22 protein-coding genes are annotated in these 22,545 nt (G+C 45.7%); 16 read left to right on the top strand and 6 right to left on the bottom strand.

What is annotated here, in order from left to right; genetic code table 11:
* Positions 1–7: 7 nt before the first annotated feature.
* From mpl to AVL57_RS01080, 3 genes are read left to right on the top strand one after another with little or no spacing between them, the layout of a single operon-like run.
* Positions 8–1,390 (top strand): UDP-N-acetylmuramate:L-alanyl-gamma-D-glutamyl-meso-diaminopimelate ligase, encoded by a 1,383-nt coding sequence (mpl, locus tag AVL57_RS01090; protein WP_061996859.1) that lies wholly within the window; start codon positions 8–10, stop codon positions 1,388–1,390.
* Positions 1,387–2,022 carry a flavin prenyltransferase UbiX gene (locus AVL57_RS01085; RefSeq protein ID WP_057794696.1) on the top strand — a complete coding sequence of 212 codons (636 nt, stop codon included), beginning with the start codon at positions 1,387–1,389 and terminating at the stop codon, positions 2,020–2,022. The genes mpl and AVL57_RS01085 overlap by 4 nt, the downstream gene beginning before the upstream one ends.
* A gap of 47 nt (positions 2,023–2,069) precedes the next feature.
* Positions 2,070–2,870 (top strand): S1/P1 nuclease, encoded by an 801-nt coding sequence (locus tag AVL57_RS01080; protein ID WP_057794698.1) that lies wholly within the window; start codon positions 2,070–2,072, stop codon positions 2,868–2,870.
* A 156-nt stretch (positions 2,871–3,026) separates the two neighbouring features.
* Here the strand turns inward: AVL57_RS01080 and rraA are convergent, their stop codons facing one another.
* On the bottom strand, positions 3,027–3,512 hold the full coding sequence (rraA, locus tag AVL57_RS01075) for a ribonuclease E activity regulator RraA (protein WP_057794700.1): 486 nt from the start codon (positions 3,510–3,512) through the stop codon (positions 3,027–3,029).
* 358 nt (positions 3,513–3,870) lie between these two features.
* On the opposite strand from rraA, the gene AVL57_RS01070 reads away from it, so the two are divergent.
* Genes AVL57_RS01070 through AVL57_RS01035 form a run of 8 tightly spaced genes read left to right on the top strand, consistent with a single transcriptional unit; the run spans position 3,871 to position 10,182 of the window.
* A complete protein-coding gene (locus tag AVL57_RS01070; RefSeq protein ID WP_057794702.1) occupies positions 3,871–4,389 on the top strand; it encodes a phosphatase PAP2 family protein in 519 nt (172 codons plus the stop codon).
* Position 4,390: 1 nt separating this feature from the next.
* Complete coding sequence (locus AVL57_RS01065) at positions 4,391–5,458, top strand: MJ1255/VC2487 family glycosyltransferase (protein ID WP_057794704.1); 1,068 nt, start codon at positions 4,391–4,393, stop codon at positions 5,456–5,458.
* A gap of 12 nt (positions 5,459–5,470) precedes the next feature.
* A complete protein-coding gene (gene lptM, locus AVL57_RS01060; protein ID WP_057794706.1) occupies positions 5,471–5,692 on the top strand; it encodes an LPS translocon maturation chaperone LptM in 222 nt (73 codons plus the stop codon).
* Positions 5,692–6,942, top strand: coding sequence for a diaminopimelate decarboxylase (gene lysA, locus AVL57_RS01055; RefSeq protein WP_013785916.1), 1,251 nt, complete (start codon positions 5,692–5,694; stop codon positions 6,940–6,942). Before lptM ends, lysA begins: the two co-directional genes overlap by 1 nt.
* 35 nt (positions 6,943–6,977) lie before the next feature.
* Positions 6,978–7,808, top strand: a complete 831-nt coding sequence (gene dapF / locus AVL57_RS01050) for a diaminopimelate epimerase (RefSeq protein WP_013785917.1) — start codon at positions 6,978–6,980, stop codon at positions 7,806–7,808.
* Positions 7,805–8,500 (top strand): DUF484 family protein, encoded by a 696-nt coding sequence (locus AVL57_RS01045; RefSeq protein WP_057794708.1) that lies wholly within the window; start codon positions 7,805–7,807, stop codon positions 8,498–8,500. Before dapF ends, AVL57_RS01045 begins: the two co-directional genes overlap by 4 nt.
* Positions 8,501–8,520: 20 nt before the next feature.
* On the top strand, positions 8,521–9,429 hold the full coding sequence (locus AVL57_RS01040) for a tyrosine recombinase XerC (RefSeq protein ID WP_057794710.1): 909 nt from the start codon (positions 8,521–8,523) through the stop codon (positions 9,427–9,429).
* Positions 9,430–9,459: 30 nt separating this feature from the next.
* Positions 9,460–10,182 (top strand): HAD-IA family hydrolase, encoded by a 723-nt coding sequence (locus tag AVL57_RS01035; RefSeq protein ID WP_057794712.1) that lies wholly within the window; start codon positions 9,460–9,462, stop codon positions 10,180–10,182.
* A gap of 19 nt (positions 10,183–10,201) precedes the next feature.
* Here the strand turns inward: AVL57_RS01035 and cysE are convergent, their stop codons facing one another.
* Entirely contained in the window at positions 10,202–11,020 is an 819-nt protein-coding gene (cysE, locus tag AVL57_RS01030; protein ID WP_013785921.1) for a serine O-acetyltransferase, read from the bottom strand.
* A gap of 325 nt (positions 11,021–11,345) precedes the next feature.
* Here cysE and uvrD point away from each other — a divergent pair, with 325 nt between their 5' ends.
* Both uvrD and AVL57_RS01020 read left to right on the top strand, forming a co-directional pair.
* Positions 11,346–13,517 (top strand): DNA helicase II, encoded by a 2,172-nt coding sequence (gene uvrD / locus AVL57_RS01025; RefSeq protein ID WP_057794714.1) that lies wholly within the window; start codon positions 11,346–11,348, stop codon positions 13,515–13,517.
* 36 nt (positions 13,518–13,553) lie between these two features.
* A complete protein-coding gene (locus AVL57_RS01020) occupies positions 13,554–14,810 on the top strand; it encodes a GGDEF domain-containing response regulator (RefSeq protein WP_057794716.1) in 1,257 nt (418 codons plus the stop codon).
* Here AVL57_RS01020 and rarD read toward each other — a convergent pair.
* From rarD to AVL57_RS01005, 3 genes are all read right to left on the bottom strand, one after another.
* Entirely contained in the window at positions 14,798–15,748 is a 951-nt protein-coding gene (gene rarD, locus AVL57_RS01015) for an EamA family transporter RarD (protein ID WP_057794718.1), read from the bottom strand. The two genes, AVL57_RS01020 and rarD, sit on opposite strands and share 13 nt — an antisense overlap.
* 137 nt (positions 15,749–15,885) lie before the next feature.
* A complete protein-coding gene (locus AVL57_RS01010; protein WP_013785925.1) occupies positions 15,886–17,223 on the bottom strand; it encodes a magnesium transporter in 1,338 nt (445 codons plus the stop codon).
* Between the two features lie 30 nt (positions 17,224–17,253).
* Positions 17,254–17,748 carry a thioesterase family protein gene (locus AVL57_RS01005; RefSeq protein ID WP_057794720.1) on the bottom strand — a complete coding sequence of 165 codons (495 nt, stop codon included), beginning with the start codon at positions 17,746–17,748 and terminating at the stop codon, positions 17,254–17,256.
* A gap of 162 nt (positions 17,749–17,910) precedes the next feature.
* Here AVL57_RS01005 and recQ point away from each other — a divergent pair, with 162 nt between their 5' ends.
* Complete coding sequence (gene recQ / locus AVL57_RS01000; RefSeq protein ID WP_057796456.1) at positions 17,911–19,749, top strand: DNA helicase RecQ; 1,839 nt, start codon at positions 17,911–17,913, stop codon at positions 19,747–19,749.
* A gap of 107 nt (positions 19,750–19,856) precedes the next feature.
* Here recQ and AVL57_RS00995 read toward each other — a convergent pair whose 3' ends face one another.
* Positions 19,857–20,525 carry a glutathione S-transferase family protein gene (locus AVL57_RS00995; protein WP_057794722.1) on the bottom strand — a complete coding sequence of 223 codons (669 nt, stop codon included), beginning with the start codon at positions 20,523–20,525 and terminating at the stop codon, positions 19,857–19,859.
* A 206-nt stretch (positions 20,526–20,731) separates the two neighbouring features.
* Here AVL57_RS00995 and AVL57_RS00990 point away from each other — a divergent pair, with 206 nt between their 5' ends.
* Entirely contained in the window at positions 20,732–22,159 is a 1,428-nt protein-coding gene (locus tag AVL57_RS00990; protein WP_057794724.1) for a protein adenylyltransferase SelO, read from the top strand.
* The gene (locus AVL57_RS00985; protein ID WP_057794726.1) at positions 22,147–22,455 is read left to right on the top strand and encodes a DUF3630 family protein; all 309 of its coding nucleotides are present in this window, start codon (positions 22,147–22,149) and stop codon (positions 22,453–22,455) included. Before AVL57_RS00990 ends, AVL57_RS00985 begins: the two co-directional genes overlap by 13 nt.
* The last annotated feature ends 90 nt before the right edge of the window (positions 22,456–22,545 follow it).

Below are 22,545 nucleotides of genomic sequence, written 5' to 3'. Positions count from 1 at the left end.
ATTCGCTATGCATGTACATATTTTAGGTATTTGCGGTAGCTTTATGGGTGGCATCGCAGCCATTGCGAAAGCCTTGGGCCATAAGGTCACAGGCTCAGATACCAATGTCTATCCGCCCATGAGTACCCAACTTGAAGCCCTTGGCATCGAACTTACCGAAGGCTTCGATACAAACCAGTTTGAGCCAATTCCTGACATCGTTATTATTGGTAATGCCATGTCTCGCGGGAACTCAGCAGTTGAGTATGTGTTAAATAGAAACTTGCCATATACCAGTGGCCCACAGTGGTTACTTGATAACTTATTAAAAGATAGATGGGTAATTGGCGTATCGGGCACCCACGGCAAAACCACCACCAGCAGTATGGTGGCGTGGATTTTAGAGTACAGCGAATTGAATCCCGGCTACCTTATTGGTGGTGTGCCTGAAAACTTTGGTGTGTCTGCCCGCATTGGAGAAAGCCCGTTTTTTGTTATTGAAGCCGATGAGTATGACAGTGCCTTTTTCGACAAGCGCTCTAAGTTTGTGCATTACCGCCCTAAAACGCTTGTGATTAATAACTTAGAGTTTGACCATGCTGACATCTTTGCCGATTTAGCAGCCATTCAAACCCAGTTTCACCACCTTGTGCGTATGGTGCCAGAAAACGGTCTTATTCTTACGCCCAATCACACACCTGCTATTGAGGAAACCCTTAAAAAGGGTTGCTGGACACAACGCCAATCTCTAGGCAAAGAATGGTCGGCAGAACTTATCAATAAAGATGGCAGCCAGTTTAACGTGTTATTTAACAACGACCTTGTAGGTGAAGTGCAGTGGGAACTGCTTGGCCAGCATAATGTGGATAACGCACTTATGGCTATTGCGGCGGCTCATCATGCTGGTGTTACCCTCAATGATGCTATTGCCGCGCTATCAAGTTTTAAAAATGTTAAGCGCCGCATGGAAATAAAGGGCGCAGTGACATTGGCGGCTGAAGGTAAACCCGTGACGGTTTATGATGACTTCGCTCATCACCCCACCGCCATTGCCACCACCATTGACGGACTTCGCAAGAAAGTAGGTAACGACCGCATTCTTGCTGTGCTAGAGCCTCGTTCTAACACCATGAAAATGGGGGTACATAAAAATACTCTTGCCCACTCTTGGCAGGCCGCTGATGCGGTTTATGTCTATGAACCGCAAGGTCTAGACTGGTCTTTGAAGGAAGCCGCAGCGAATAGTCCAGCGCCAACCACAGTATTCAATGATGTTGAAAAGATTGTAAAAGTATTGCAAAGCGAAGTGCGCCCAGGCGATCATATTCTTATTATGAGTAATGGTGGTTTTGAAGGCATCCATAGCCGTGTTTTAAGCGTACTTACCCCGTCAATCGAGGTAGAAAAATGAAACATGATAAGCAAATCACCCTAGCTATTACGGGTGCTTCAGGTACCCCATACGCACTCTCACTGTTAACGTCGTTAGTAAAAGCTGACTACCAAGTGTATGTGCTTATCTCTTCTGCCGCCAAAGTGGTTATGGCTACAGAAGAAAACATAAAAATTCCCGCTAGGCCTGAAGACGCTAGTGCATTTTTCATTGAGCACTGCGGCGGCAAGCCTGGCCAAGTGCAAGTATTTGGAAAAGAAGAATGGTTTTCGCCTGTCGCCTCAGGCTCAGCAGCACCGTCTAAGATGGTGGTGTGCCCCTGCTCTACGGGTACCCTTTCATCTATTGCTATCGGCGCCAGTGACAACTTAATTGAGCGAGCTGCCGATGTAGTATTAAAAGAAAGAGGCCAGCTCATTCTGGTGCCACGAGAAATGCCCCTTTCCTCTATCCATTTGGAAAATATGCTTAAACTGTCACAAATGGGGGCGACAATAATGCCTGCGGCGCCTGGCTTTTATCATAACCCTAAGACCATCGAAGATTTGGTCGACTTTGTTGTGGCCCGTATTCTTGATCATCTTGGCGTTGAACAATCTTTAGTGGCACGCTGGGGTTACGAGACCGCTAAACATACTCCTAAAAACTAACTATCCACTTAAAACCACCTACTTATAACTAGTACAGAGGAATATTAATGACAGCGTTGAGAAACAGGACTTTCGCCGTTGCGCTTAGCTCACTTATTACATTACTGATGGCGTCTCCGGCATTTGGCTGGGGCCAAACAGGCCATCGGATTACCGGTGCTATTGCACAGCAATATTTAAGCCCATTGTCTCAAGCGGCAGTGGCAGAACTACTGCCACACGGTTCGTTAGCTGAAGCGTCAACTTATGCGGATGAAATGCGCTCAGACCCAAGCGATTTTTGGCAAAAGATGTCTACCCATTGGCACTACGTAACAGTACCTCAAGGGAAAGACTATGCTGAAGTTGGTGCGCCTAGACAAGGCGACGCCGTTACCGCACTAGAAGCCTATACAGAGACGCTAAAAAGCGACTCGGCCACTATTGAAGAAAAACGCTTAGCGCTACGTTTTGTTGTGCACATCATTGGTGATTTGCACCAACCACTACATGCGGGTGATGGTAGCGATCGCGGTGGTAACGATGTAAAAGTAAATTTCTTTTGGCAGAACTCTAACTTACATCGAGTGTGGGACTCTCAAATGCTAGAGCAACGTAGTCTTTCTTATACAGAATGGACAACGTGGCTTACACAACATATCACACCGAGCGACATTCGTAGTTGGGCAACTACAGACCCTTTGGTGTGGATTGAAGAGAGCACCAACATCCGTGACAAAATTTACCCTGAAGATGCCAACAACATGAGTTACGACTACTTATATCAGCACCTCCCTACCGCGAAGCAGCGCTTACAAATGGCAGGTATTCGACTTGCTATGTACTTGAACGAAACTTTTGATAAGTAAGCCCTAATCGCAAACCAGCAAATTTTAGGCACAAAAAAGCGGAGGCACTCTATTCAGCTGCCTCCGCTTTTTGTTACCCGAACCACATGAATTCGCTATAGGTTTAGCTTAGTAAGCTTTAATTTACCGTATGCGTGAGCCGCTACTATAAAACCTTTAGTCAATATCAAGGGGTTCTGGAGAAAGAATAACGCCTGTGCTATCAGCATAAAGGTGATCTTCAGGTAAGAAGGTTACGCCACCAAAGTTTACCGGTACATCAACATCGCCAATGCTTTCGCTTTCCGCGTTAACGGGAATCGCCGCTACCGCTAACACGCCAATATCTAGCTCGGCTAAGTTATCTACTTCACGTACACTGCCGTAACACACGATGCCTTCCCAGTCGTTGTCTATTGCCACTTGAGCAAGCGCTGCATCGAATAAGGCACGACGCGTAGAACCACCACCATCAATCAGCAGAACTTTACCTGCACCAGGTTGAGCCAATACACGGTCGATAAGACCACGGTCTTCGAAACACTTAATCGTGGTGATTTCGCCACCAAAAGAATAACGGCCGCCAAAGCTTGCGAAGATAGGGTCAACTACGTCGACGCTGTCTGCAAATAAATCGCACAATTCAGAAGTGTTGTAATCCATTGCTCTACCTTACTTTAATTGAGAGTAGTAGGTTATTTACCTTGTTCTAGCATAGCATTAATTTGATAGTTGAAAACGCCTGATTTATGAAGTTTCAGGGAAACAGCAACAACCTTTCCACTAAATAGACTGCCACTTTTATTAGTGAAGACATTTCCACCTACTTAGCACGTAACTTGCTTACTTTTTTACAAAAGACCAACTCGCTACCGCACTGCACCAAATAGAAGTTAATACGTGCAGTACAGCGTGACCAACGCACCGCTTAATCTGTCATAAAGGTTTCTTTTTTCTGTCACTGGTTGGTCACAGAATGCTTTTAAATTGTTCAATAATCAATCGAAAGGGGGCAAGGCTAATGCTTCTTAAATCCTTGACCAAATACGATACAAATTTGTTCTATCGCTTATACAGTCTTACCGTAAAACGAGATTGTCGCAGTATCATCTGGTTGTCAAAAACCGGAGATGGATACCTTTACTTGGTTATTGGCGCCTTACTATGGGCTTTTGAACCGGAACACGGCGAACTTTTCCTCTATACGGCGCTGATGGCATACGCGCTGGAGTTACCTATCTATGTGCTGCTTAAGAAAATGTTCAAGCGCCCGCGCCCTTGTGATTTTCTATTGGATTTAACAGCACACGTTACGCCATCCGATAAATTCTCTCTGCCCTCTGGGCATACTGCTGCTGCCTGCTTAATGGCAAGTATTGTAGCGCATTACTATCCACCATTCGCGGTACTGGCATACAGTTGGGCAGCCCTAATCGGCCTGTCTCGCGTCTTGCTAGGCGTGCACTACCCATCAGATGTAGTTGCAGGTATGTTACTTGGTATCACTATCGCATCGTTGAGTATTTCCATCCTGGGGTAACATGAAATTATTGTATGGCGTGCAAGGCACCGGAAACGGGCACATTGCTCGTGCACGAATTATGGCAGCAGCGCTAGCTAAGCGTTCAGATGTTGAAGTAGATTTTGTTTTCACAGGTCGTGAACCAGATAAATATTTCGATATGGATGTATTTGGCGACTATCGCACCTTCACAGGCTTAAGCTTTATTACTAAAAGTGGCCGCGTAGACCGTTGGCAAACTATTAAAGAAGCCAACATCAGTCAATTTCTAAAAGACGTGAAACGTTTTGATGCAAGCGGATACGATCTTCTCGTTAACGACTTCGAGCCTGTCACAGCATGGGCAGCAAAGCGACAGCATATTCCGTCAATTTCAATTAGCCACCAAGCCGCATTTTCTTATGATGTGCCAAAATCTGGCGACACCATCATTGATAGGCTGCTAATGAAAAAGTTCGCCCCCACCGACCTTCAGTTAGGCGTACATTGGTTTCACTTTAATCAACCAATTATTCCGCCTTTTGTGGCAGACAAACCTTTATCAGTGCCGGGTAAGGGCCATGTATTGGTTTACTTACCATTTGAAGATGTAAGCGACGTTCAGCAAATGCTAGAGCCTTTGAGCGACCAACAATTTCAGTGTTTCCACCCAGATATTAGCGAAATTAAGGACACTGGTCACATTCAGTGGAACCCGACGTCGAAACAACATTTCCAGCGAGCACTACAGCATTGTAACGGCGTTATTGCGAACGGTGGTTTTGAACTTTCTAGCGAAGCCCTACAATTAGGTAAGAAGCTACTTATTAAACCCCTTCATGGGCAATTTGAGCAGCTGTCGAATGTATTAACACTTAATAAGCTCGACCTGTGCCACACCCTATTTCAACTGGATACGGACATTGTTGAAGAGTGGCTAGAAGCAGTAGATATAGAGGCCATTCAGTTCCCAGACAACCCTGATGTATTAATTGATTGGCTGAAAAAAGGTGACTTGCAAGATACCCAGAGCCTATGTAACTCACTGTGGAAAGAGGTTCGTTACGGCGATAAAACACAAGAACGCTTATTGTCTCTTGCATTTTAATCACGCAATGCGATGATAACGGCATTTATTGTCGTATTCGCGGGATTTTTCGTGCTTAAGAAGTGGGTTTTAGTTACATTCGCAGCCATTCTACTCAGTGGTTGTGGCTATAAAGGGGCGCTGTATATTCCACAAGCGCCAGAACAAACGACGCCTACTGAAAAGCCAGACGAAACAGCGTCTTCACCAAACACGCAAAGCCAACCCGCCTCCACACCAGGAGAATCTCACTAGTGGATTTTTTCGCTTATAAAAACGGCCAGCTTTTCGCTGAAGATGTTGCCGTTGCAGATATTGCTGCACAGTACCAAACCCCTGTTTATGTCTACTCACGGGCAACGTTAGAACGTCATTGGCATGCCTTTAATGATGCAATTGGTGAGCACCCTCACCTTATTTGTTATGCAGTAAAAGCCAATTCAAACCTAGGTGTACTCAGTACATTAGCCAAAATTGGCTCTGGTTTTGACATTGTTTCTGGTGGTGAACTTGCCCGAGTTATTGAAGCCGGTGGTGATGCCAGCAAAGTGGTCTTTTCGGGTGTAGGTAAAAAAGCAGACGAAATTCGTTACGCGTTAGAACAAGGCATTATGTGCTTTAACGTAGAATCTGAGCCTGAATTGCATCGTATTAACGCGGTAGCCGAATCGCTCGGCAAAAAAGCGCCCATTTCACTTCGCATAAACCCAGATGTAGATGCAAAAACGCATCCCTACATTTCAACAGGATTGAAAGCAAATAAGTTTGGTATTGCCCGTGAACGTGCACTGCAAACCTATGAACTTGCCGCATCACTTCCTTACTTGAACGTAGTGGGTATGGACTGCCACATTGGTTCGCAATTGACTGAAATTGGGCCTTTTGTTGATGCACTAGAGCGTCTATTGCTGCTTATTGATGAATTAGCAGAGCGCGGTATTACCATTGATCATTTAGATGTTGGTGGTGGTTTAGGCGTGACTTATAACGATGAAGAACCACCGCATCCGAAAGCTTACGCTGCGGCCATGGCAGAAAAAATGGTGGGTCGTGAGAACCTTAAGCTCATTTTAGAGCCCGGTCGAGCCATTGCCGCAAACGCAGGTATTTTGGTTACTGAGGTTGAGTTTATTAAAGAAGGTGAAGAGAAAAGCTTCGCTATTGTTGATGCCGCTATGAATGACCTGCTTCGACCTGCACTTTACTCTGCATGGCAAAATATCATTCCAGTAAAACAAGAAAGTACTGCCACAGCACGCAATTATGATGTTGTAGGCCCGGTATGTGAAACCGGTGATTTCATCGGTAAAGACCGTGAACTTGCTATTGAACCAACCGACCTGTTGGCAGTGCGAAGTGCCGGTGCGTATGGCTTTGCCATGGCATCGAACTACAATAGCCGCTGCCGTCCAGCAGAGATTATGGTAGATGGTGATGCCACAATTGTGGTGCGTGAAAGAGAAATTCTAAAAGATCTCTGGAAAGGTGAGCACAAACTTACGTAAACTAGGGTTAAACTCATAATAAAGATGCGCGGTTAATGCAGGTTCAGTTTTCAAAAATGCACGGTCTGGGGAACGACTTCATGGTGATTGATAATGTCACCCAGAACGTCTTTTTCTCGAAAGACAAAATACAGCAGTTAGCAAATCGAAACTTCGGTATAGGTTTCGATCAATTGCTTATGGTTGAACCGCCTTACGATCCTGAACAAGATTTTCACTATCGCATTTTTAACGCTGATGGCTCGGAAGTAGAACAGTGTGGTAACGGTGCGCGCTGCTTTGCGCGTTTCGTAAAGCAAAAAGGCTTAATTAACCGCAATAAAATAGTGGTGAGCACCAAAGCCGGAAAAATGGTGTTGTACTTGGAAAAAGACGGCCAAGTTACCGTGAATATGGGCAAGCCCGAATTCGAACCGGCTAAAATTCCACTTAAAGCGAACAAGCAAGAAAACACCTATATATTACGGGTAAACGATAAAACCTTGTTTTACGGTGCCGTATCTATGGGTAACCCGCATTGCGTCATGGAAGTGGAAGATGTAGATACCGCTCCCGTTAAAGAAATAGGTCCACTCGTAGAACGCAATGAACGCTTTCCAGAAGGCGTGAATGTGGGCTTTATGCAAATTATTAATGAATCGCACATTCGATTGCGCGTATTTGAACGTGGCTCGGGTGAAACCTTGGCATGTGGCAGCGGTGCATGCGCAGCAGTTGCAATCGGTCAGATTCAAGGTAAATTAAGCAAAGATGTTCGGGTAGATTTGCCCGGAGGCAGTTTACGGATCCGTTGGCCAGGCCCAGATAATGTATTAAAAATGACAGGGCCCGCCGACCATGTGTACGACGGACATATAAATTTATGAGTGAATTATCAGGACAAGCTAGCGCATCGTCGGTAGTAGAAGTGTTTTCAGGCGACAGCGATGTTTCCTCAGAGCAGGTTCGCGCTTTTTTGTTAGAAAACCCTGATTTTTTTGCTCAACATCCCGAACTACTCGAAAAACTCAAAATTCCTCATTCGCATAAAGGCAGCGTCTCGCTGGTTGAAATTCAAAGTGAGCAATTGCGCAAAAAAGTTCGCCAGTTGAATTATAAGCTTACCCAACTGGTGAGTATTGCCAAGCAAAACGAAAAAATTTACCGCGTGTACACCGACCTAAACGTACAACTACTGCGTTGCGAAAGTGTGGCAGAAGTTCAGTTCACCCTTGAAGACGTGTTGCAAGAACGCTTGCAGTTATCTTCTGCGGTGATAAAAAGCTTCAAAGGCCCCCACGCCATACCTGAATTACAACGCAGGCTATTTACCGAAAAACGTTTTAAAACGTCGAACTTCTTTTTTGGACGATTATCGCAGCACGAACGTCAGTTATTATTTAGTGATAGCAGCGCAGAATCTGTTGCACTAATGCTATTAGGCGACAACCAAGATATCGGTATTTTGGGCATTAGCAGTAGTGACGCAAGCCATTTCACCCCTGATATGGATACCTTGTTGCTACAACAGTTGCAGCAAGTGCTTAATATTATATTGCCCGAGATGATGGGGTACTAGTTTTCGTGACAACGGAAACTATGCTTAGCGAACCCTGCCATCTGTGGCTTGAAAAATTCCTGCTTCACCTACAAGTTGAACGAGGGTTATCCCCCTTAACCATTAGCAACTACCGCAGACAACTCACCAGTATTGCCATTACTCTAGGGCTTTATGGATGGTCAGGAATTACGCCCTCTGATGTAAAACGTGTAATGGCCGCAGCAAAAATGGACGGGCATAAACCTCGTAGTATTGCATTGCGCCTGTCTGCCTTGCGTACCTTTTGCCAATACCTTATTGATAACGAACAGCTTTTTAGCAACCCAGTGGAAGGTATTCAAGCGCCCAAGCAAGGCAAACCATTACCTAAACAGCTTAGCGTTGATGAAATGCAGCAGTTGTTGTCAAATGAGCAAGGCGCCAGCGGCGATACGGATGAAGGCATTATTTGCCGCGATGTTGCCATGTTTGAATTGCTCTATGGCTGCGGACTTCGATTAAGCGAACTAACGGGTTTGAACTTAAGTGACTACCCGAAAGACGGCACCATTAAAGTGACGGGTAAGGGCAGTAAACAGCGTATTTTGCCCCTAGGCCGACAAGCGCAAAAGGCGCTACATGCTTGGCTTAAAGTGCGTCCCGCTTATGCTTCACCCTACGAGCCCGCTATTTTTGTTAGCAAGCGTAAAACCCGCATTTCAAATCGCCAAGTGGCAAATCGACTTAATCAAATGGCTGAATTGCAAAGCCTTAGTCAGAAAGTTAGCCCCCATAAACTGCGCCATTCTTTCGCCACGCACGTATTAGAGTCGAGCGGTGATTTACGGGCGGTACAAGAATTATTAGGCCATGCCAATCTATCTACCACGCAAGTGTATACCCATTTAGATTTTCAGCATTTAGCCAAAGTTTACGATGCCGCGCACCCTAGAGCACACAAAAAATAATCCTCTATTGAAAATAGGCCTTTAACTATTATGCAGTTCTTCAGAGCCATTAATTCCGTGAAGGCAATGACCTTCGATCTTGATGACACCTTATATAATAACGAACCTATTATTCGCCAAGCAGAAGCGGCCTTAAATGCGCATTTAAAGCAGCATCACCCTAAAGCGGCTGACTTACCCCCCTCTCACTGGCAGCAACTAAAGCGCGACGCGCTTGCAGCCAATCCTGCTTATTCGTCTGATATGGGAAAGCTTCGCCTAGCGGTGTTAAATGCGGCATTGATACACGATATTCCAACCCAAGATAGCCACACATTAGAGGCTGCTGTGCAAGCATGTTTCGACTGTTTTTACCATGCCAGAAGCGAGTTTGAGTTGGCTGATGATGTGCATAAAACCTTATCGATTTTAAGTGAAAATATGACACTAGTGGGTATAACTAACGGCAATGTAAATGCCGACCAAATAGGTATAACGCCTTATTTTGATACCATTTTACATGCTAGCACTAGCCGCCCTATGAAACCTTCACGGGCTATGTTTGATGAAGCAGCAAGCTTTATAGGGGAAGCGCCCAAACATATACTGCACGTGGGCGATAACATCATTAAAGATGTGTATGGGGCGATAAATGCAGGGTTTCAGTCAGCGTGGTTTGCATGCAATCGAGAAATGCATTTACCCCGTGAGAGAGCATCTGTACTCCCTCACGTGACACTAGATTCGTTAGACGAGTTAGCTTACTTCTTATAAGAAAAGCAGTAAATAGCGCTTAAGGCTTTTGCGAATAAGGCTGGTTGTCTTCTAGCACGTTTTGGCGCATAGAATCGCAAGGGCGCTGGCATACCGGCCGCCCAACGACTTTTGCAGGTACACCCACTACGGTAACGTGAGGTGGAACATTGTCTAGCACAACACTACCTGCGCCCACTTTAGACCCTTCGCCAATTTCGATATTGCCAAGAATTTTAGCACCTGCGCCAACTAACACGCCTTGGCGAATTTTAGGGTGACGATCGCCCGACTCGTTCCCGGTTCCGCCCAGGGTTACGCTTTGCAAGATAGACACGTTGTCTTCTATAACCGCAGTTTCACCCACTACAATACCGGTGGCGTGATCGAACATCACGCCTTTACCTATCTTAGCGGCAGGGTGAATATCTACGCCGAAGGTAGCCGAGTTACGGCTTTGCAAGAACAAGGCAAGTTGATGTCTACCGTGCAACCACAAGTAGTGCGCCATACGGTGAACTTGCACGGCATGAAAGCCTTTAAAGTGCAGTAATGGCACTAAGAAGTCATCTACTGCCGCGTCTCGAGCACGAATCGCGTTAATATCGGCCATTGCCGACTCACTAATCGACGGCTCTAACAAATAGGCCTCATCAAATACTTCACGAATGGCAATAGCAGGCATCACTTCATCAGCCATTTTGCTTGATAGTATAAAGCTTAACGACGACTCAAAATTGTGATGGGCTGAAATACAGGCATGAACATAGCTCGCTAATAGCGGCTCGCTTTCTGCCACAGTTTGCGCTTCTTTTTTTAACGATAACCAAAAGTCAGTCGATGGAGAGAGTGCGTGCATGAGGCAGTTCCTGTAAAAGTAAAGTTCAAACCCCGCTAAGTGCGGGTAAAAGGCACAAGATGGTACAAAGCCTAGATTGTAGTAGGCAGCTTAATGGCTCGAAGTGTACATGAGCCACCATAAAAACAACACCTACAGACTACGCTTCAAGCGTGAAAATTGTTCAACTTATCGATAACCCGCCCGTGAATACGGCCGATATCAGCTTAACAGGGTAAAAGTTATCCCCTAGCCGCTAAGCTTCATTAAACAGGCCTGTATAAATTCACAGTCAGCTGGCATAATGTTGCAGCATTGAAACTAGACAAATTAGGTTGACCATATTATGGATGTATCCCGACTGCTTGACGAGCTTAACGACAAACAACGTGAAGCGGTAGCAGCCCCTCTTTCTAACGCCCTCATTTTAGCTGGCGCAGGAAGCGGTAAAACTCGGGTGTTAGTACATCGAATAGCATGGTTAATGGAAGTGGAAAATATTGCCCCCTTTTCCATTCTGGCCGTAACCTTTACGAACAAGGCCGCCAAAGAAATGCGTGGCCGAATAGAATCGTTGATGGGCCGTGGTCTTAATAGCATGTGGATTGGTACTTTCCACGGATTAGCCCACAGGCTGCTTCGCGCCCACCATGCAGAAGCTAATTTGCCTGAAAACTTCCAAATTCTTGATTCAGATGACCAATACCGTTTGATTAAACGTATTCTAAAAGCCATGAATTTAGACGAAAAGCACTGGGTGCCCCGTCAAATTCAGTGGTACATCAACGGTAATAAAGACGAAGGGCTACGTCCTCAACATATTGAAACCCACAACGATCAAACCCAACAAAAAATGCGTGAAATTTACGCCGCGTATCAAGACGCGTGCGACCGCTCAGGGCTTGTGGATTTTGCCGAGTTGTTGTTACGTGCTCACGAACTTTGGGCTAAAAACCCCGAAGTACTCGCCAACTACCAGCGCCGCTTCCGCGCTGTATTAGTGGACGAATTCCAAGATACCAACAACATTCAATACGCGTGGCTACGCATGTTATGTAGCGGCAATCAAAACAATATTATGATTGTGGGTGATGACGACCAATCTATTTACGGCTGGCGTGGCGCGAATGTTGATAATATTCAGCACTTCTTAAAAGACTTCAATAACCCCACAACCATTCGATTAGAACAAAACTACCGTTCTACCGGCACCATCTTGAAAGCCGCCAATACGGTTATTGATAACAACACAGGCCGATTAGGCAAAGAGCTTTGGACAGACGGCAACGATGGCGAGCCCATATCTGTTTATGCTGGGTTTAATGAGTTAGACGAAGCCCGCTTTATTGTGTCGAAAATTAAAGACTGGCTGAACCAAGGCAATGCACTAAAAGACACCGCGATTTTGTATCGCAATAACGCCCAGTCGCGGGTATTAGAAGAGGCCTTACTTCACCAAGGTACACCCTACCGCATTTATGGTGGCCTTCGATTCTTCGAACGCCAAGAAATTAAAGATGCACTTGGCTACCTTCGTATGATGAATCACCCTCATGATGATGCCGCCTTTGAACGTGTGGTGAATACACCTACTCGCGGTATGGGTGAGAAAACCCTCTCACAAGTACGAGAAGCCGCCAGAGCACATAATTGCTCTATGTGGCAGGCTAGCCAACTTCTCATTAACGAAAACGCGCTAAAAGGCCGTGCACTTAACGCCCTTCAAAGTTTCGTGCTGTTAGTTACCGAGCTTGAACAAGCTACGGTAGACGAGCCATTAGAAAAACACGCCGATGTGGCTATTAGGCAGTCAGGCTTATACGCCATGTATCAAGCCGAACGCGGCGAAAAGGCTCAAGCGCGCTTAGAAAACTTGGAAGAATTGGTTACCGCTTGTAAGCAATTTACGGTACCTGACGAAGCAGAGGAAATGACGCCGCTTTCAGCCTTCCTTGCTCACGCCTCGTTAGAAGCGGGTGAAACCCAAGCAGGTACCGACCAAGATGCAGTGCAGATGATGACGATTCACACCGCAAAAGGGCTAGAATTCCCGATGGTGTTTATGGCCGGTGTTGAGGAAGGCATGTTTCCAAGCCAAATGACCAATGATGAACCTGGCAGAATGGAAGAAGAACGCCGCCTGTGTTACGTGGGCATGACCCGCGCCATGGAAAAGCTGTATATTACTTACGCGGAAAGCCGCCGTTTGTACGGGCAAGACAAGTATCACACGGCATCTCGCTTTATTCGTGAAATTCCTGCTGACTGTGTTGAAGAAGTAAGGCTCAAGTCTACTATTTCTCGACCGATACATAACCGATTCAGCCAAGCAACATCACATGCCTCTTTTGAAGAGACCGGCTTTCAGTTGGGCCAAAAAGTGGCTCATCGCAAGTTCGGTGAAGGAATAGTATTAAACTACGAAGGCAGTGGTGAACACGCTAGGGTACAAGTTAATTTTGACGAATTCGGTACAAAATGGCTCGTTCTCGCCTATGCTAAATTGGAAAAAGCATAGTCATCTGGCAAGAAGCCTGAACCCAAGTAGAGAAATATGCCGCAAAACGTGCTGGTGATAGAAAACAGCGATAAAAATTTAGACGTTGTATCAAAACTTGTCAGAAAAGCAGGGTTAACCCCTGTTGGCGCCCACTCATTGACGGAAGCGAGCGCACGTTTTGCGCTTATGATGCCAGAGAGTTTTTTGTGCGCCATTGTTGCTCATAACTTACCGGATGCCCCGAATGGCGAAGCCATCGACTTCGCCATTGACGCCTTCATTCCAGCCATCGTCACTACTGATGCGTTAGAAGCAAAAACCCGAGACAAGGTGTTAGAAAAAGACGTCGTTGATTACATTCCCAAAGAAAACGCGCAAAATTACGATTATTTAAGCCGTTTACTGTTTAGGTTAGAGAAGAACAAATCTACCGGTGTTGTGGTTGTTAGTACTCACCGCTCATCTAGACGAAAAATGCTGTCACTGCTTTATCGACACAACTTTGTGGTTTATGACTGCCCTACTGCCAGCGATGCTATGAGCATATTGGCTGAGCATGCGCATATCAGGTTGGTTATCACCGACAACGCGCTTCCAGATATGACGGGCACGCAATTTATTTCAGGCCTGCGTAAAGCCTTTTCAAAAGAGCAGTTAGCCATTATTGGGCTAGCAAGCGACCAACGCCCGCTTATGTCTGCGCATTTCATAAAAAGCGGCGCGAACGACTTTTTGCATTTACCTTACTGTCATGAAGAGTTTTTATGCCGCGTGATGCAGAATATTGAATATATCGAAAGCGTAGAAGCCATTCGACGTGCGGCCAATACCGATTACTTAACTGGGTTGCCTAACCGCCGTCATTTCTTTTATACCGTTACCGTGCAGTACAAAAAGCTTCCTGAGCAGCATGCTTTAGCGCTTATCGACCTGGATCATTTTAAACGTATTAACGATACCTACGGGCATGATGCGGGCGATCTTGTGCTCAAAGCAGTAGCTAACCTATTGCAAGTGCATTTTAACGATACGCTGGTTGCACGTTTTGGTGGGGAAGAATTTTGCGTTTACTTGCCTAAAATCGACCTTAATAACGCACAAGAGCGGCTAAATAGATTCAGAATAGCGTTAGAGAAAACGCCAATTCAATTAGGCGAAGAAAGCGTGAAAGTAACCTGCAGTATTGGGCTTTGTAATACACCTACGCAAAATATTGAAACCTTGCTAAGTAGCGCAGATAAGCTTTTATACAAAGCAAAACATGCTGGGCGTAACCAGGTTTACCTAAACAGTGAAACTCAAGAAGTTTGAGTTTCACTGGTTACCTTAGCCGACTGCACCGATGCCTTTAGGGCTTTTCGCTGTTTTTTGTAGGCAATAAGAGAGTCGACACTAAATACTGCAAGTGCTAGCCACACAAAACCAAAGGTGATTAGCCTAGCCTCATCTAACGGCTCATCGTACAAGTAAACCGCCAGCACGAACATGAGTGTTGGCCCTATGTATTGCAAAAAACCTAAGGTTGAATACATGATACGCCGTGCTGCTGCGGTAAAGCATAATAAGGGCGCAGTGGTCACAATACCGGCGGCTAAAATAAGCATGTTTAAGCTAGCGTCGTTATTAAAAAGGTTGCTGTATTCTGAACCAAATAGCAGCCAATACCCTAAAGCTAAGGGTGATAACATTAACGTTTCGATAAAAAGGCCCGGCAAAGAATCTACCGCTACCTGCTTGCGTAAAATACCATAAATACTAAAACTGCCCGCCAATACAAGTGCAATCCAAGGCACATGACCGTAAGAGAAAATCAAAATAGCCACGCCCACGATGGCTAATACCACCGCCACTCGCTGAAACGTTCTTAGCCTTTCGCCCAGAAAAAGCCGCCCAAGAAAAACGTTAATAAGCGGGTTGATGTAGTAACCTAAGCTAGCATCCAATATGTGATCGTTATTTACGGCCCAGATGAACAGTAGCCAGTTGGCGCCTAGCAAAATGCCAGCGACCAATAACACCTGCATCACCTTTTTGTTGCGAAAGGCAGCCATGACCTTGGTCCACTGATTTAACGCCACAATTAACCCTACAAGCACCAATACCGACCAAATTATACGGTGCATTAGAATTTCTGCTGCCGGCAGTACAGTAAGTTGTTTAAAGTAGATTGGCGCTATGCCCCACATGGTGTAAGCCGCAATGGCACACATTATTCCGACTTGGGCAGCACTGGCTTGTTGAACGCGCATAGTTAGCTATCACTTTTTAAGGCTGCAAAAAGGCGCATAGTGTTCATTACCTTGCCTAAGATAACAAGCCTATAGCGCCCAGAATGGGGTATTTTTCGATAAAGTTTGTTAGGTGCGTAACCTACTTATATTTACAGCTACAGCAGAAACAGCGTTCCCAAACCTAAAAAGGCAACAAAGCCTACAATGTCAGTTACCGTGGTAAGAATAACAGAGCCAGATAGCGCTGGGTCTATCTTTAGTCTGTCTAAAATAAAGGGCACAAACACACCGGCAAGGGCTGCAGCTACAATATTAAACAGAATGGCGAGACAAATCACCATGCCCAGTAGCGCATCGGCAAACCAGAAATAGGCCACTATGCCTATCACTAACGCCCATATCACGCCATTTAGCCCTCCAACTTTGAGCTCTTTCATCATAAGCGCACGTAAGTTGGCTGGGGTTACCTGTCCTAGTGCCAACCCGCGCACAATCAGCGTAAGGGTTTGGCTACCTGCTATACCGCCCATACTGGCGACCACGGGCATCAGTACCGCAAGGGCAACCACCTGCTGCAATGTAGCTTCAAACAGCCCGATAAACCAAGACGCTAAAAATGCGGTTAGCAAGTTGATACCTAGCCACAATGCACGGTTTCTCGCGCTTTTCGCCACCGGTGAGAATAAATCTTCGTCTTCATCCATACCTGCCGACGCCATTACTTGGCGTTCGTAAAACTCATTCATTAACTCACTGGCCGAAGCTATATCTAAACGGCCAATCAGTTTGTTCGATTCGTCCACCACAGGTAATGAGGATAGCCCCGAGCGCTGCACTTGTAATGAAGCGGCGGTTGATTCATCGGTGCCCACTAGCATAGTGACATTTTCTTCGGCCATGCTAATCAGTGAACTGTGTTCTTGCGCTGCAAAAAGACGATGAATTTTCACCAGTGCTGTAAATTGACCAGAACGATTCACTAGGTAAATACTATCGCAGTGCTGAGGTATGTCTCGTCGCAAAAGCCGTAAGCCTTCTTTCACTTTTGCATTAGCCGGCAGTACTAACAACTCATGACTAACCCAGTGACCCACTTGTTCATCAGGGAATTGAGTCGCTTCGCGGAAGTATTTACGCTCTTGGCTATCTAGTGCCTCGTAGGCAACATCAACTAATCGAGTGGGTAGTGAGTCGAGTAGTTCAAGTAAGTCTTCTGCGTCAATATCGGCAAAAATAGACGCCCACTCGTTATGCGGCGTGGCGTCGATAAGAATTTCACGGGGGTCGCTACGCATTTCCACCAGCACGCTAAGCTTGCGGTCACGTGGAATGCCTTCCCAAACGACAAGACGTCGCTCTAGGGGTAACGATTCTAATAAGGAGGCAATGTAGACAGTATCCTGCCCACTTAATGCGGTAAGAATAGACGCTGGGTCATCACCCATACCATCTGTTACAAACTCTTCGATAAGATCGGGTAATGGCTCCGCCACTCAACACCTCCAAAATACGTTTTCTACCGGCTACCCCAACATATAGGTACCCGTACCAAAGGCAATATGATCGCCTTTTTCGTTGTGAAGCTCCATCCTACAAACCGCCAGCTTAGCACCACCGCGAATTACCTTGGCCGTGGCAATGAATTGTTCACCGCGACCTGGTCGTAAATAATCAACGCGCATATCGACGGTGCCCATTTTCGGTAAACGGGTTTGCAAGCTTGCTAGGTCGGCATCGTTAGTTCGTTTAATCGCTTCAATAATAGCGACCAAGCCGCCTATGGTATCTAGCATAGTGGCTGTCACGCCGCCATGAAGAATTTTTTGCAGTGGATTTCCGGTTAAGGCTTCACGCCAAGAAACATGAAGTTCTATGCTGTCACTTTCTAACCCTTCATTCGAGCGAATAAACTCTAGCCCTAATAACTGGTTAAACGGCATAGTATCACGAAATAAGCTAATAACATGTGCAATCATATCGTTGCGGCTAGGCATATTTTTATTGTCTGAAGTGCGCATCTTGCATCCTTTCTTATGAGTAGCATTACTTCGACGTTAGCCTACTTTAAAGGGCTGCACTGTTTTTATTTGTTATACCTTTTCATATGACTTCTGAATTTTAGTCCAGTTTTTGCGTTTGTTTCGTGAAGAACGATGGAAAAACGCGTAAAATCCCCCGCCATGACTACTGTAATTGCCGACACCACTATTAGTTCTCCCGTTTTTGATGCGCTAACCCCTGAAAACGTTTTAAAAAATGTGTTCGGGTACGACGAATTTCGCGATGGACAAGGAGACGTCATCCACCATGTGTGCAAAGGTGGAGATGCACTTGTATTGCTACCTACCGGTGGTGGAAAATCAATGTGCTACCAAATACCAGCGCTTATCCGCGCGGGTACTGGCATTGTGGTGTCGCCGCTTATCTCGTTAATGCAAGATCAAGTAGAACAGTTAAAAGCCTTGGGGGTGAAGGCCGCTTACCTGAATTCAACACTTAGTCAGGAAGAGCAAGCCAGCATTTCAGAGCAAATGGTGTCTAATCAGCTAGATTTATTGTATGTCTCCCCTGAGCGCTTGCTTCAATTTGGCTTTCAGCAAACTCTTCGAACAACAGATGTCGCCTTGTTTGCTATCGATGAAGCGCACTGCGTATCCCATTGGGGGCATGATTTCAGGCATGACTACCGTGCACTCGGCCAGATTAAAGCCCGCTTTCCTGATATACCTGTTATTGGGTTAACGGCTACAGCTGACATCGCTACCCAAAGCGATATCCTTACCCAACTGCAACTTAATGACCCCTTGGTTTATAAAGGCAGCTTCGATAGACCGAATATTCGTTATCGGGTGATGTCGAAGTACAAAGCCTTTGAACAAGTTGTTAGCTACGTTAAGCAACAAGAGGGCAGCGGGATTATTTATTGTAATAGTCGCGCCAAAGTAGACGACTTACATGCCAAGCTATTCAAGCAAGGTTTTCGCTGCGCGGCTTATCATGCGGGTATGGATGCCGATGAACGAGAACTCGTACAGCGTCAATTTTTGAACGATAAAATTGATATTGTGGTAGCCACAGTCGCTTTTGGCATGGGTATTAATAAGTCGAACGTGCGTTACGTTGTACACCACGATGTACCTCGAAGCGTTGAAAGCTACTATCAAGAAACAGGGCGCGCGGGACGAGATGGCCTTGAGTCTGAGGCAATGTTGCTGTTTGATGAAAAAGACGCAGCCCGGGTACGTCAGTGGATAGAACAAGGTGAGCAGGCCGATAGAAATGCCATCGAACTTCAAAAGTTTGCGGCCATGGAAGCATTTTCTGAAGCCCAAACCTGCCGTCGACAAGTGCTGCTTAACTACTTTTCTCAGTTTAGTGATAGCGCCTGTGGCAACTGTGATATTTGTCTAGATCCACCCACCATGATTGACGGCTTGGTCATTAGCCAAAAAGTGCTTTCTTGTATTCTTAGGCTTTCGCAGCAAGCTTCTACGCAGTATCTTATTGATGTACTGCGCGGCAAACAACTAAAGCGCTTGCAAGAAGCAGGTCACCACCAGCTTTCAACGTATGGAATTGGCAAAGACAAATCTGACAGCTATTGGCACAACATGATTAACCAACTTATTCATAAGGGGTTAATACGGGTTGATATTACCGCCAACGCAGCACTTCGATTAACAGAAGCTGCCCGCCCGGTGTTGAAAGGGGAAGTTGCGGTACAACTCGCGGTGCCTAGATTAGAGTTCAAGCCAGATAAAAAGGCCAAACAAGCACCGGCTAACTACGACCGCACCTTATTTATGCGCTTGAAGCACCTACGTAAAGTACTGGCAGAAGAAAACGAAGTGCCGCCGTATGTAGTATTCAGTGATGCTACACTGGTAGACATGGCCGCTAAGCTACCGACCACCCGTGACACTATGCTAGATGTAAGCGGCGTAGGCCAAACCAAACTATCGCGCTATGGCGACGCCTTTATGCAGTTGATAAACGATTACATTCATCGCGAGCAGTAGCGCTTGGTTAGCACTGGCGTGTCGCATTTCAGCTAACACGTGAATTAGCTCAAGCCTATTCCTAATCAGAGCCTATATCCAAACAGAGATAGGCTCAACATTGCGCATCAGGCGTAAGCGTACTCACCACCTTTTTCTAGCGCTTGCTTATACGCAGGCCTTGCATGTACCCGTTTCACGTATTCCCGAATAGCAGGAAAATCTTTGGCATTACCACTTGCCACTAATGATTCCAACGGGAAAATCATTTGCACATCAGCGCCCGTTGGTTGTTCACCCGCAAACCACGTGTGATGAGCAAGGTAAGACTCTACGTAGCGCAAGCTCTGGGCTAAATTCGGCCCATAATAGGCATTCAAAATACCATCAATTAACTTGTTCGTGATGGGTTTGATAAAGAAAGGCTTAGAACCTTTTTGACGGGCTTTTTCCAGCACTAACCTGGCGACCAAGGGTGGCATTAGCGAACCTTCAGCAAAGTGTAACCAAAACAGATATTGCTGCAAGTTTTCACCACTCTCTGGAGAGGTAAAATGGGTTTGTCCGTGTTTACGCACTAAGTATTCAACAATGGCACCCGACTCAGCAATGGCGCCCTCAGGGGTAGTCAGTACTGGCGAGCGGCCAAGAGGATGCACAGCACGTAACGAATCCGGTGCAAGGTTTGTGGTGCTATCTCGCTGATAATGTTCAATATTGTAATCAACGCCTAGCTCTTCCAATAACCATAAAATGCGTTGAGATCGAGAATTATTTAAGTGATGTAATGTGAGCATAATGCTTCCTTTAGGCCCAAATAAGGCCGTTTTTTATTATTGCTGGCTTGCGTCTTTTATACACGCTTTATAGAAGGGAAGTTTAATTTTAATCTGTGATAAGTTGCACTGTGTCTCACTGATGTAAATGGCACTTTTATTAGCCCTCACATTTTGCTACTTTCCGCCCTATAGATTGTGGCACGCTATCGGGAAATAAGTAACAAATGGGTTTATTAAATCGTTATGCAGAAACCCTGCCTGAACTGGGTAGTTTTATACTTCCAGAACCGCTTAAAGACATGCGAGTTGGCTTGTTTAACACTACGCTAGCCAATGAGCTTGCGCTTCCCGAGCCCTTAATGAAGCCTCAAAACATGCTTGATTGGCTACATTCCCCTGTTACGCCCCTCACACAACGGGCATTTGCGCAAAAATACGGTGGTCATCAGTTTGGTCAATGGAACCCTGAATTAGGCGATGGACGAGGGCTACTTTTAGCGGAAGTTATCGATTCAAACGCGCAGCCTCACGATCTCCATTTAAAAGGAGCTGGACCAACACCTTATTCCAGACGTGCTGATGGACGAGCGGTACTGCGCTCAACACTAAGAGAGTATATTGGCGCTGAGGCACTGCATTATTTAGGTATTCCATCTAGCCGTTCACTGTGCCTTTTTACTAGTTCAGATACCGTGTACCGAGAGCGTTCAGAAACCGGTGCCATGATGATAAGAACCGCACCCAGCCATATTCGCTTCGGGCACTTTGAGTATTACTTTTATGCTAGCCAAACTGATAAGCTACAACGCTTACTCGACTTCACCATTAAGCATCATTTTGCCGAAAGCAAAGAGGCTACAAACCCTTATGCTGCGTTACTAGGCGCGGTAGTAAGGCGTACCGCTAGATTGGTCGCGCTGTGGCAAACCCACGGTTTTGTGCATGGCGTAATGAATACAGACAATATGTCTATTCATGGAATTACCTTTGATTATGGCCCATTTGCCTTTTTAGATAACTACGAGTCTGGCGCGGTCTTTAATCACTCTGACCATCAAGGCCGTTATGCCTTTAATCAACAGCCAGGTATTGCCCTTTGGAACTTAAATGCCCTTGCCCATGCCTTTTCAGGTCATTGTTCGGTGGATGAAATAAAAGCCGCTCTATCTACCTTCGAGCCAACTTTCATTTCGCAATATCAACACCTGATGCTCTCCCGTATGGGCCTTGAGACTAGTGAGCAAGAGCAAAGCCTTGCGCTAATGCAGTCATGGCTCCAAGTACTTGAAACCGAAAATCAAGATTACACTTATAACTTTCGTCAGTTGGCGTTAGCAAATGTAAGCAGTATCGAGTGTCCTTTTCGCGATACATTCGTTGACAGAGAAAAACTAGATGCATGGTGGGAAAGCTACCGCCAGCTTCGTTTAGCAAGAGAAGAAGACACCGAGCTTTTATCGCTAAACCCTGCGGTTATTCCTCGCACGCATTTGCTTCAGCAGGCAATTGAATTGGCCGAAAACAATGACTTTTCATTCTCTGAAGCCTTGTTAGAAGCTACAAGCACCCCCTTTGATACTAAATGGGACACGCATCCATTTTCAAAGCCACCTTCATCATCCACACACACGAGCTTGTCATGCAGCAGTTAACTATTCAAAACATTAAAGCATCAGCAAAAATAAATGGGCAATCTCTATTCATCGATACGCCGCTTCCCGCTACGCCTTTAAAAACTCAGCAGTGGGAGCAAACTTTCTGTTCACTTTTTAATTTAACGGCGACGCATCAAGAGTGGGGAGCCGATCGCTATCAAGTTACGTTAAGCAACGGCAGCTTCAGCTGTATGTTATTTATCGAGTGGCTTTGCGAAGCCATTTGGCTTGAACCAATAGGAAGTCATGAAAATGCACAGGACCTGTACGACTATCTATTTAATGAAACGTGAATGACTTTTCATCATTCTTTTCATTATTTCTTTCCCCAAAATCAGAATCTTCCGTTACTATTAGTTTACTGATCTTTGAGAATTTACGTT

The sequence above is a fragment of the Alteromonas stellipolaris genome, assembly GCF_001562115.1.
Taxonomy (GTDB): domain Bacteria; phylum Pseudomonadota; class Gammaproteobacteria; order Enterobacterales; family Alteromonadaceae; genus Alteromonas; species Alteromonas stellipolaris.
The sequence above is the reverse complement of the archived record's forward strand: the minus strand, read 5'-3'. Positions and strand labels throughout refer to the sequence as shown.

Coding starts and splice junctions, on each gene's coding strand:
- AVL57_RS01045 (WP_057794708.1), top strand. CDS start 7,805: ATGAGTGAATTATCAGGACAAGCTAGCGCATCGTCGGTAGTAGAAGTG.
- AVL57_RS00995 (WP_057794722.1), bottom strand. CDS start 20,525: ATGCTCACATTACATCACTTAAATAATTCTCGATCTCAACGCATTTTA.
- AVL57_RS01065 (WP_057794704.1), top strand. CDS start 4,391: ATGAAATTATTGTATGGCGTGCAAGGCACCGGAAACGGGCACATTGCT.
- rraA (WP_057794700.1), bottom strand. CDS start 3,512: ATGGATTACAACACTTCTGAATTGTGCGATTTATTTGCAGACAGCGTC.
- AVL57_RS01040 (WP_057794710.1), top strand. CDS start 8,521: ATGCTTAGCGAACCCTGCCATCTGTGGCTTGAAAAATTCCTGCTTCAC.
- mpl (WP_061996859.1), top strand. CDS start 8: ATGCATGTACATATTTTAGGTATTTGCGGTAGCTTTATGGGTGGCATC.
- lptM (WP_057794706.1), top strand. CDS start 5,471: ATGATAACGGCATTTATTGTCGTATTCGCGGGATTTTTCGTGCTTAAG.
- AVL57_RS01035 (WP_057794712.1), top strand. CDS start 9,460: ATGCAGTTCTTCAGAGCCATTAATTCCGTGAAGGCAATGACCTTCGAT.
- cysE (WP_013785921.1), bottom strand. CDS start 11,020: ATGCACGCACTCTCTCCATCGACTGACTTTTGGTTATCGTTAAAAAAA.
- rarD (WP_057794718.1), bottom strand. CDS start 15,748: ATGCGCGTTCAACAAGCCAGTGCTGCCCAAGTCGGAATAATGTGTGCC.
- AVL57_RS01085 (WP_057794696.1), top strand. CDS start 1,387: ATGAAACATGATAAGCAAATCACCCTAGCTATTACGGGTGCTTCAGGT.
- AVL57_RS01005 (WP_057794720.1), bottom strand. CDS start 17,748: ATGCGCACTTCAGACAATAAAAATATGCCTAGCCGCAACGATATGATT.
- AVL57_RS00990 (WP_057794724.1), top strand. CDS start 20,732: ATGGGTTTATTAAATCGTTATGCAGAAACCCTGCCTGAACTGGGTAGT.
- dapF (WP_013785917.1), top strand. CDS start 6,978: ATGCAGGTTCAGTTTTCAAAAATGCACGGTCTGGGGAACGACTTCATG.
- AVL57_RS01020 (WP_057794716.1), top strand. CDS start 13,554: ATGCCGCAAAACGTGCTGGTGATAGAAAACAGCGATAAAAATTTAGAC.
- uvrD (WP_057794714.1), top strand. CDS start 11,346: ATGGATGTATCCCGACTGCTTGACGAGCTTAACGACAAACAACGTGAA.
- recQ (WP_057796456.1), top strand. CDS start 17,911: ATGACTACTGTAATTGCCGACACCACTATTAGTTCTCCCGTTTTTGAT.
- AVL57_RS01080 (WP_057794698.1), top strand. CDS start 2,070: ATGACAGCGTTGAGAAACAGGACTTTCGCCGTTGCGCTTAGCTCACTT.
- AVL57_RS00985 (WP_057794726.1), top strand. CDS start 22,147: ATGCAGCAGTTAACTATTCAAAACATTAAAGCATCAGCAAAAATAAAT.
- AVL57_RS01070 (WP_057794702.1), top strand. CDS start 3,871: ATGCTTCTTAAATCCTTGACCAAATACGATACAAATTTGTTCTATCGC.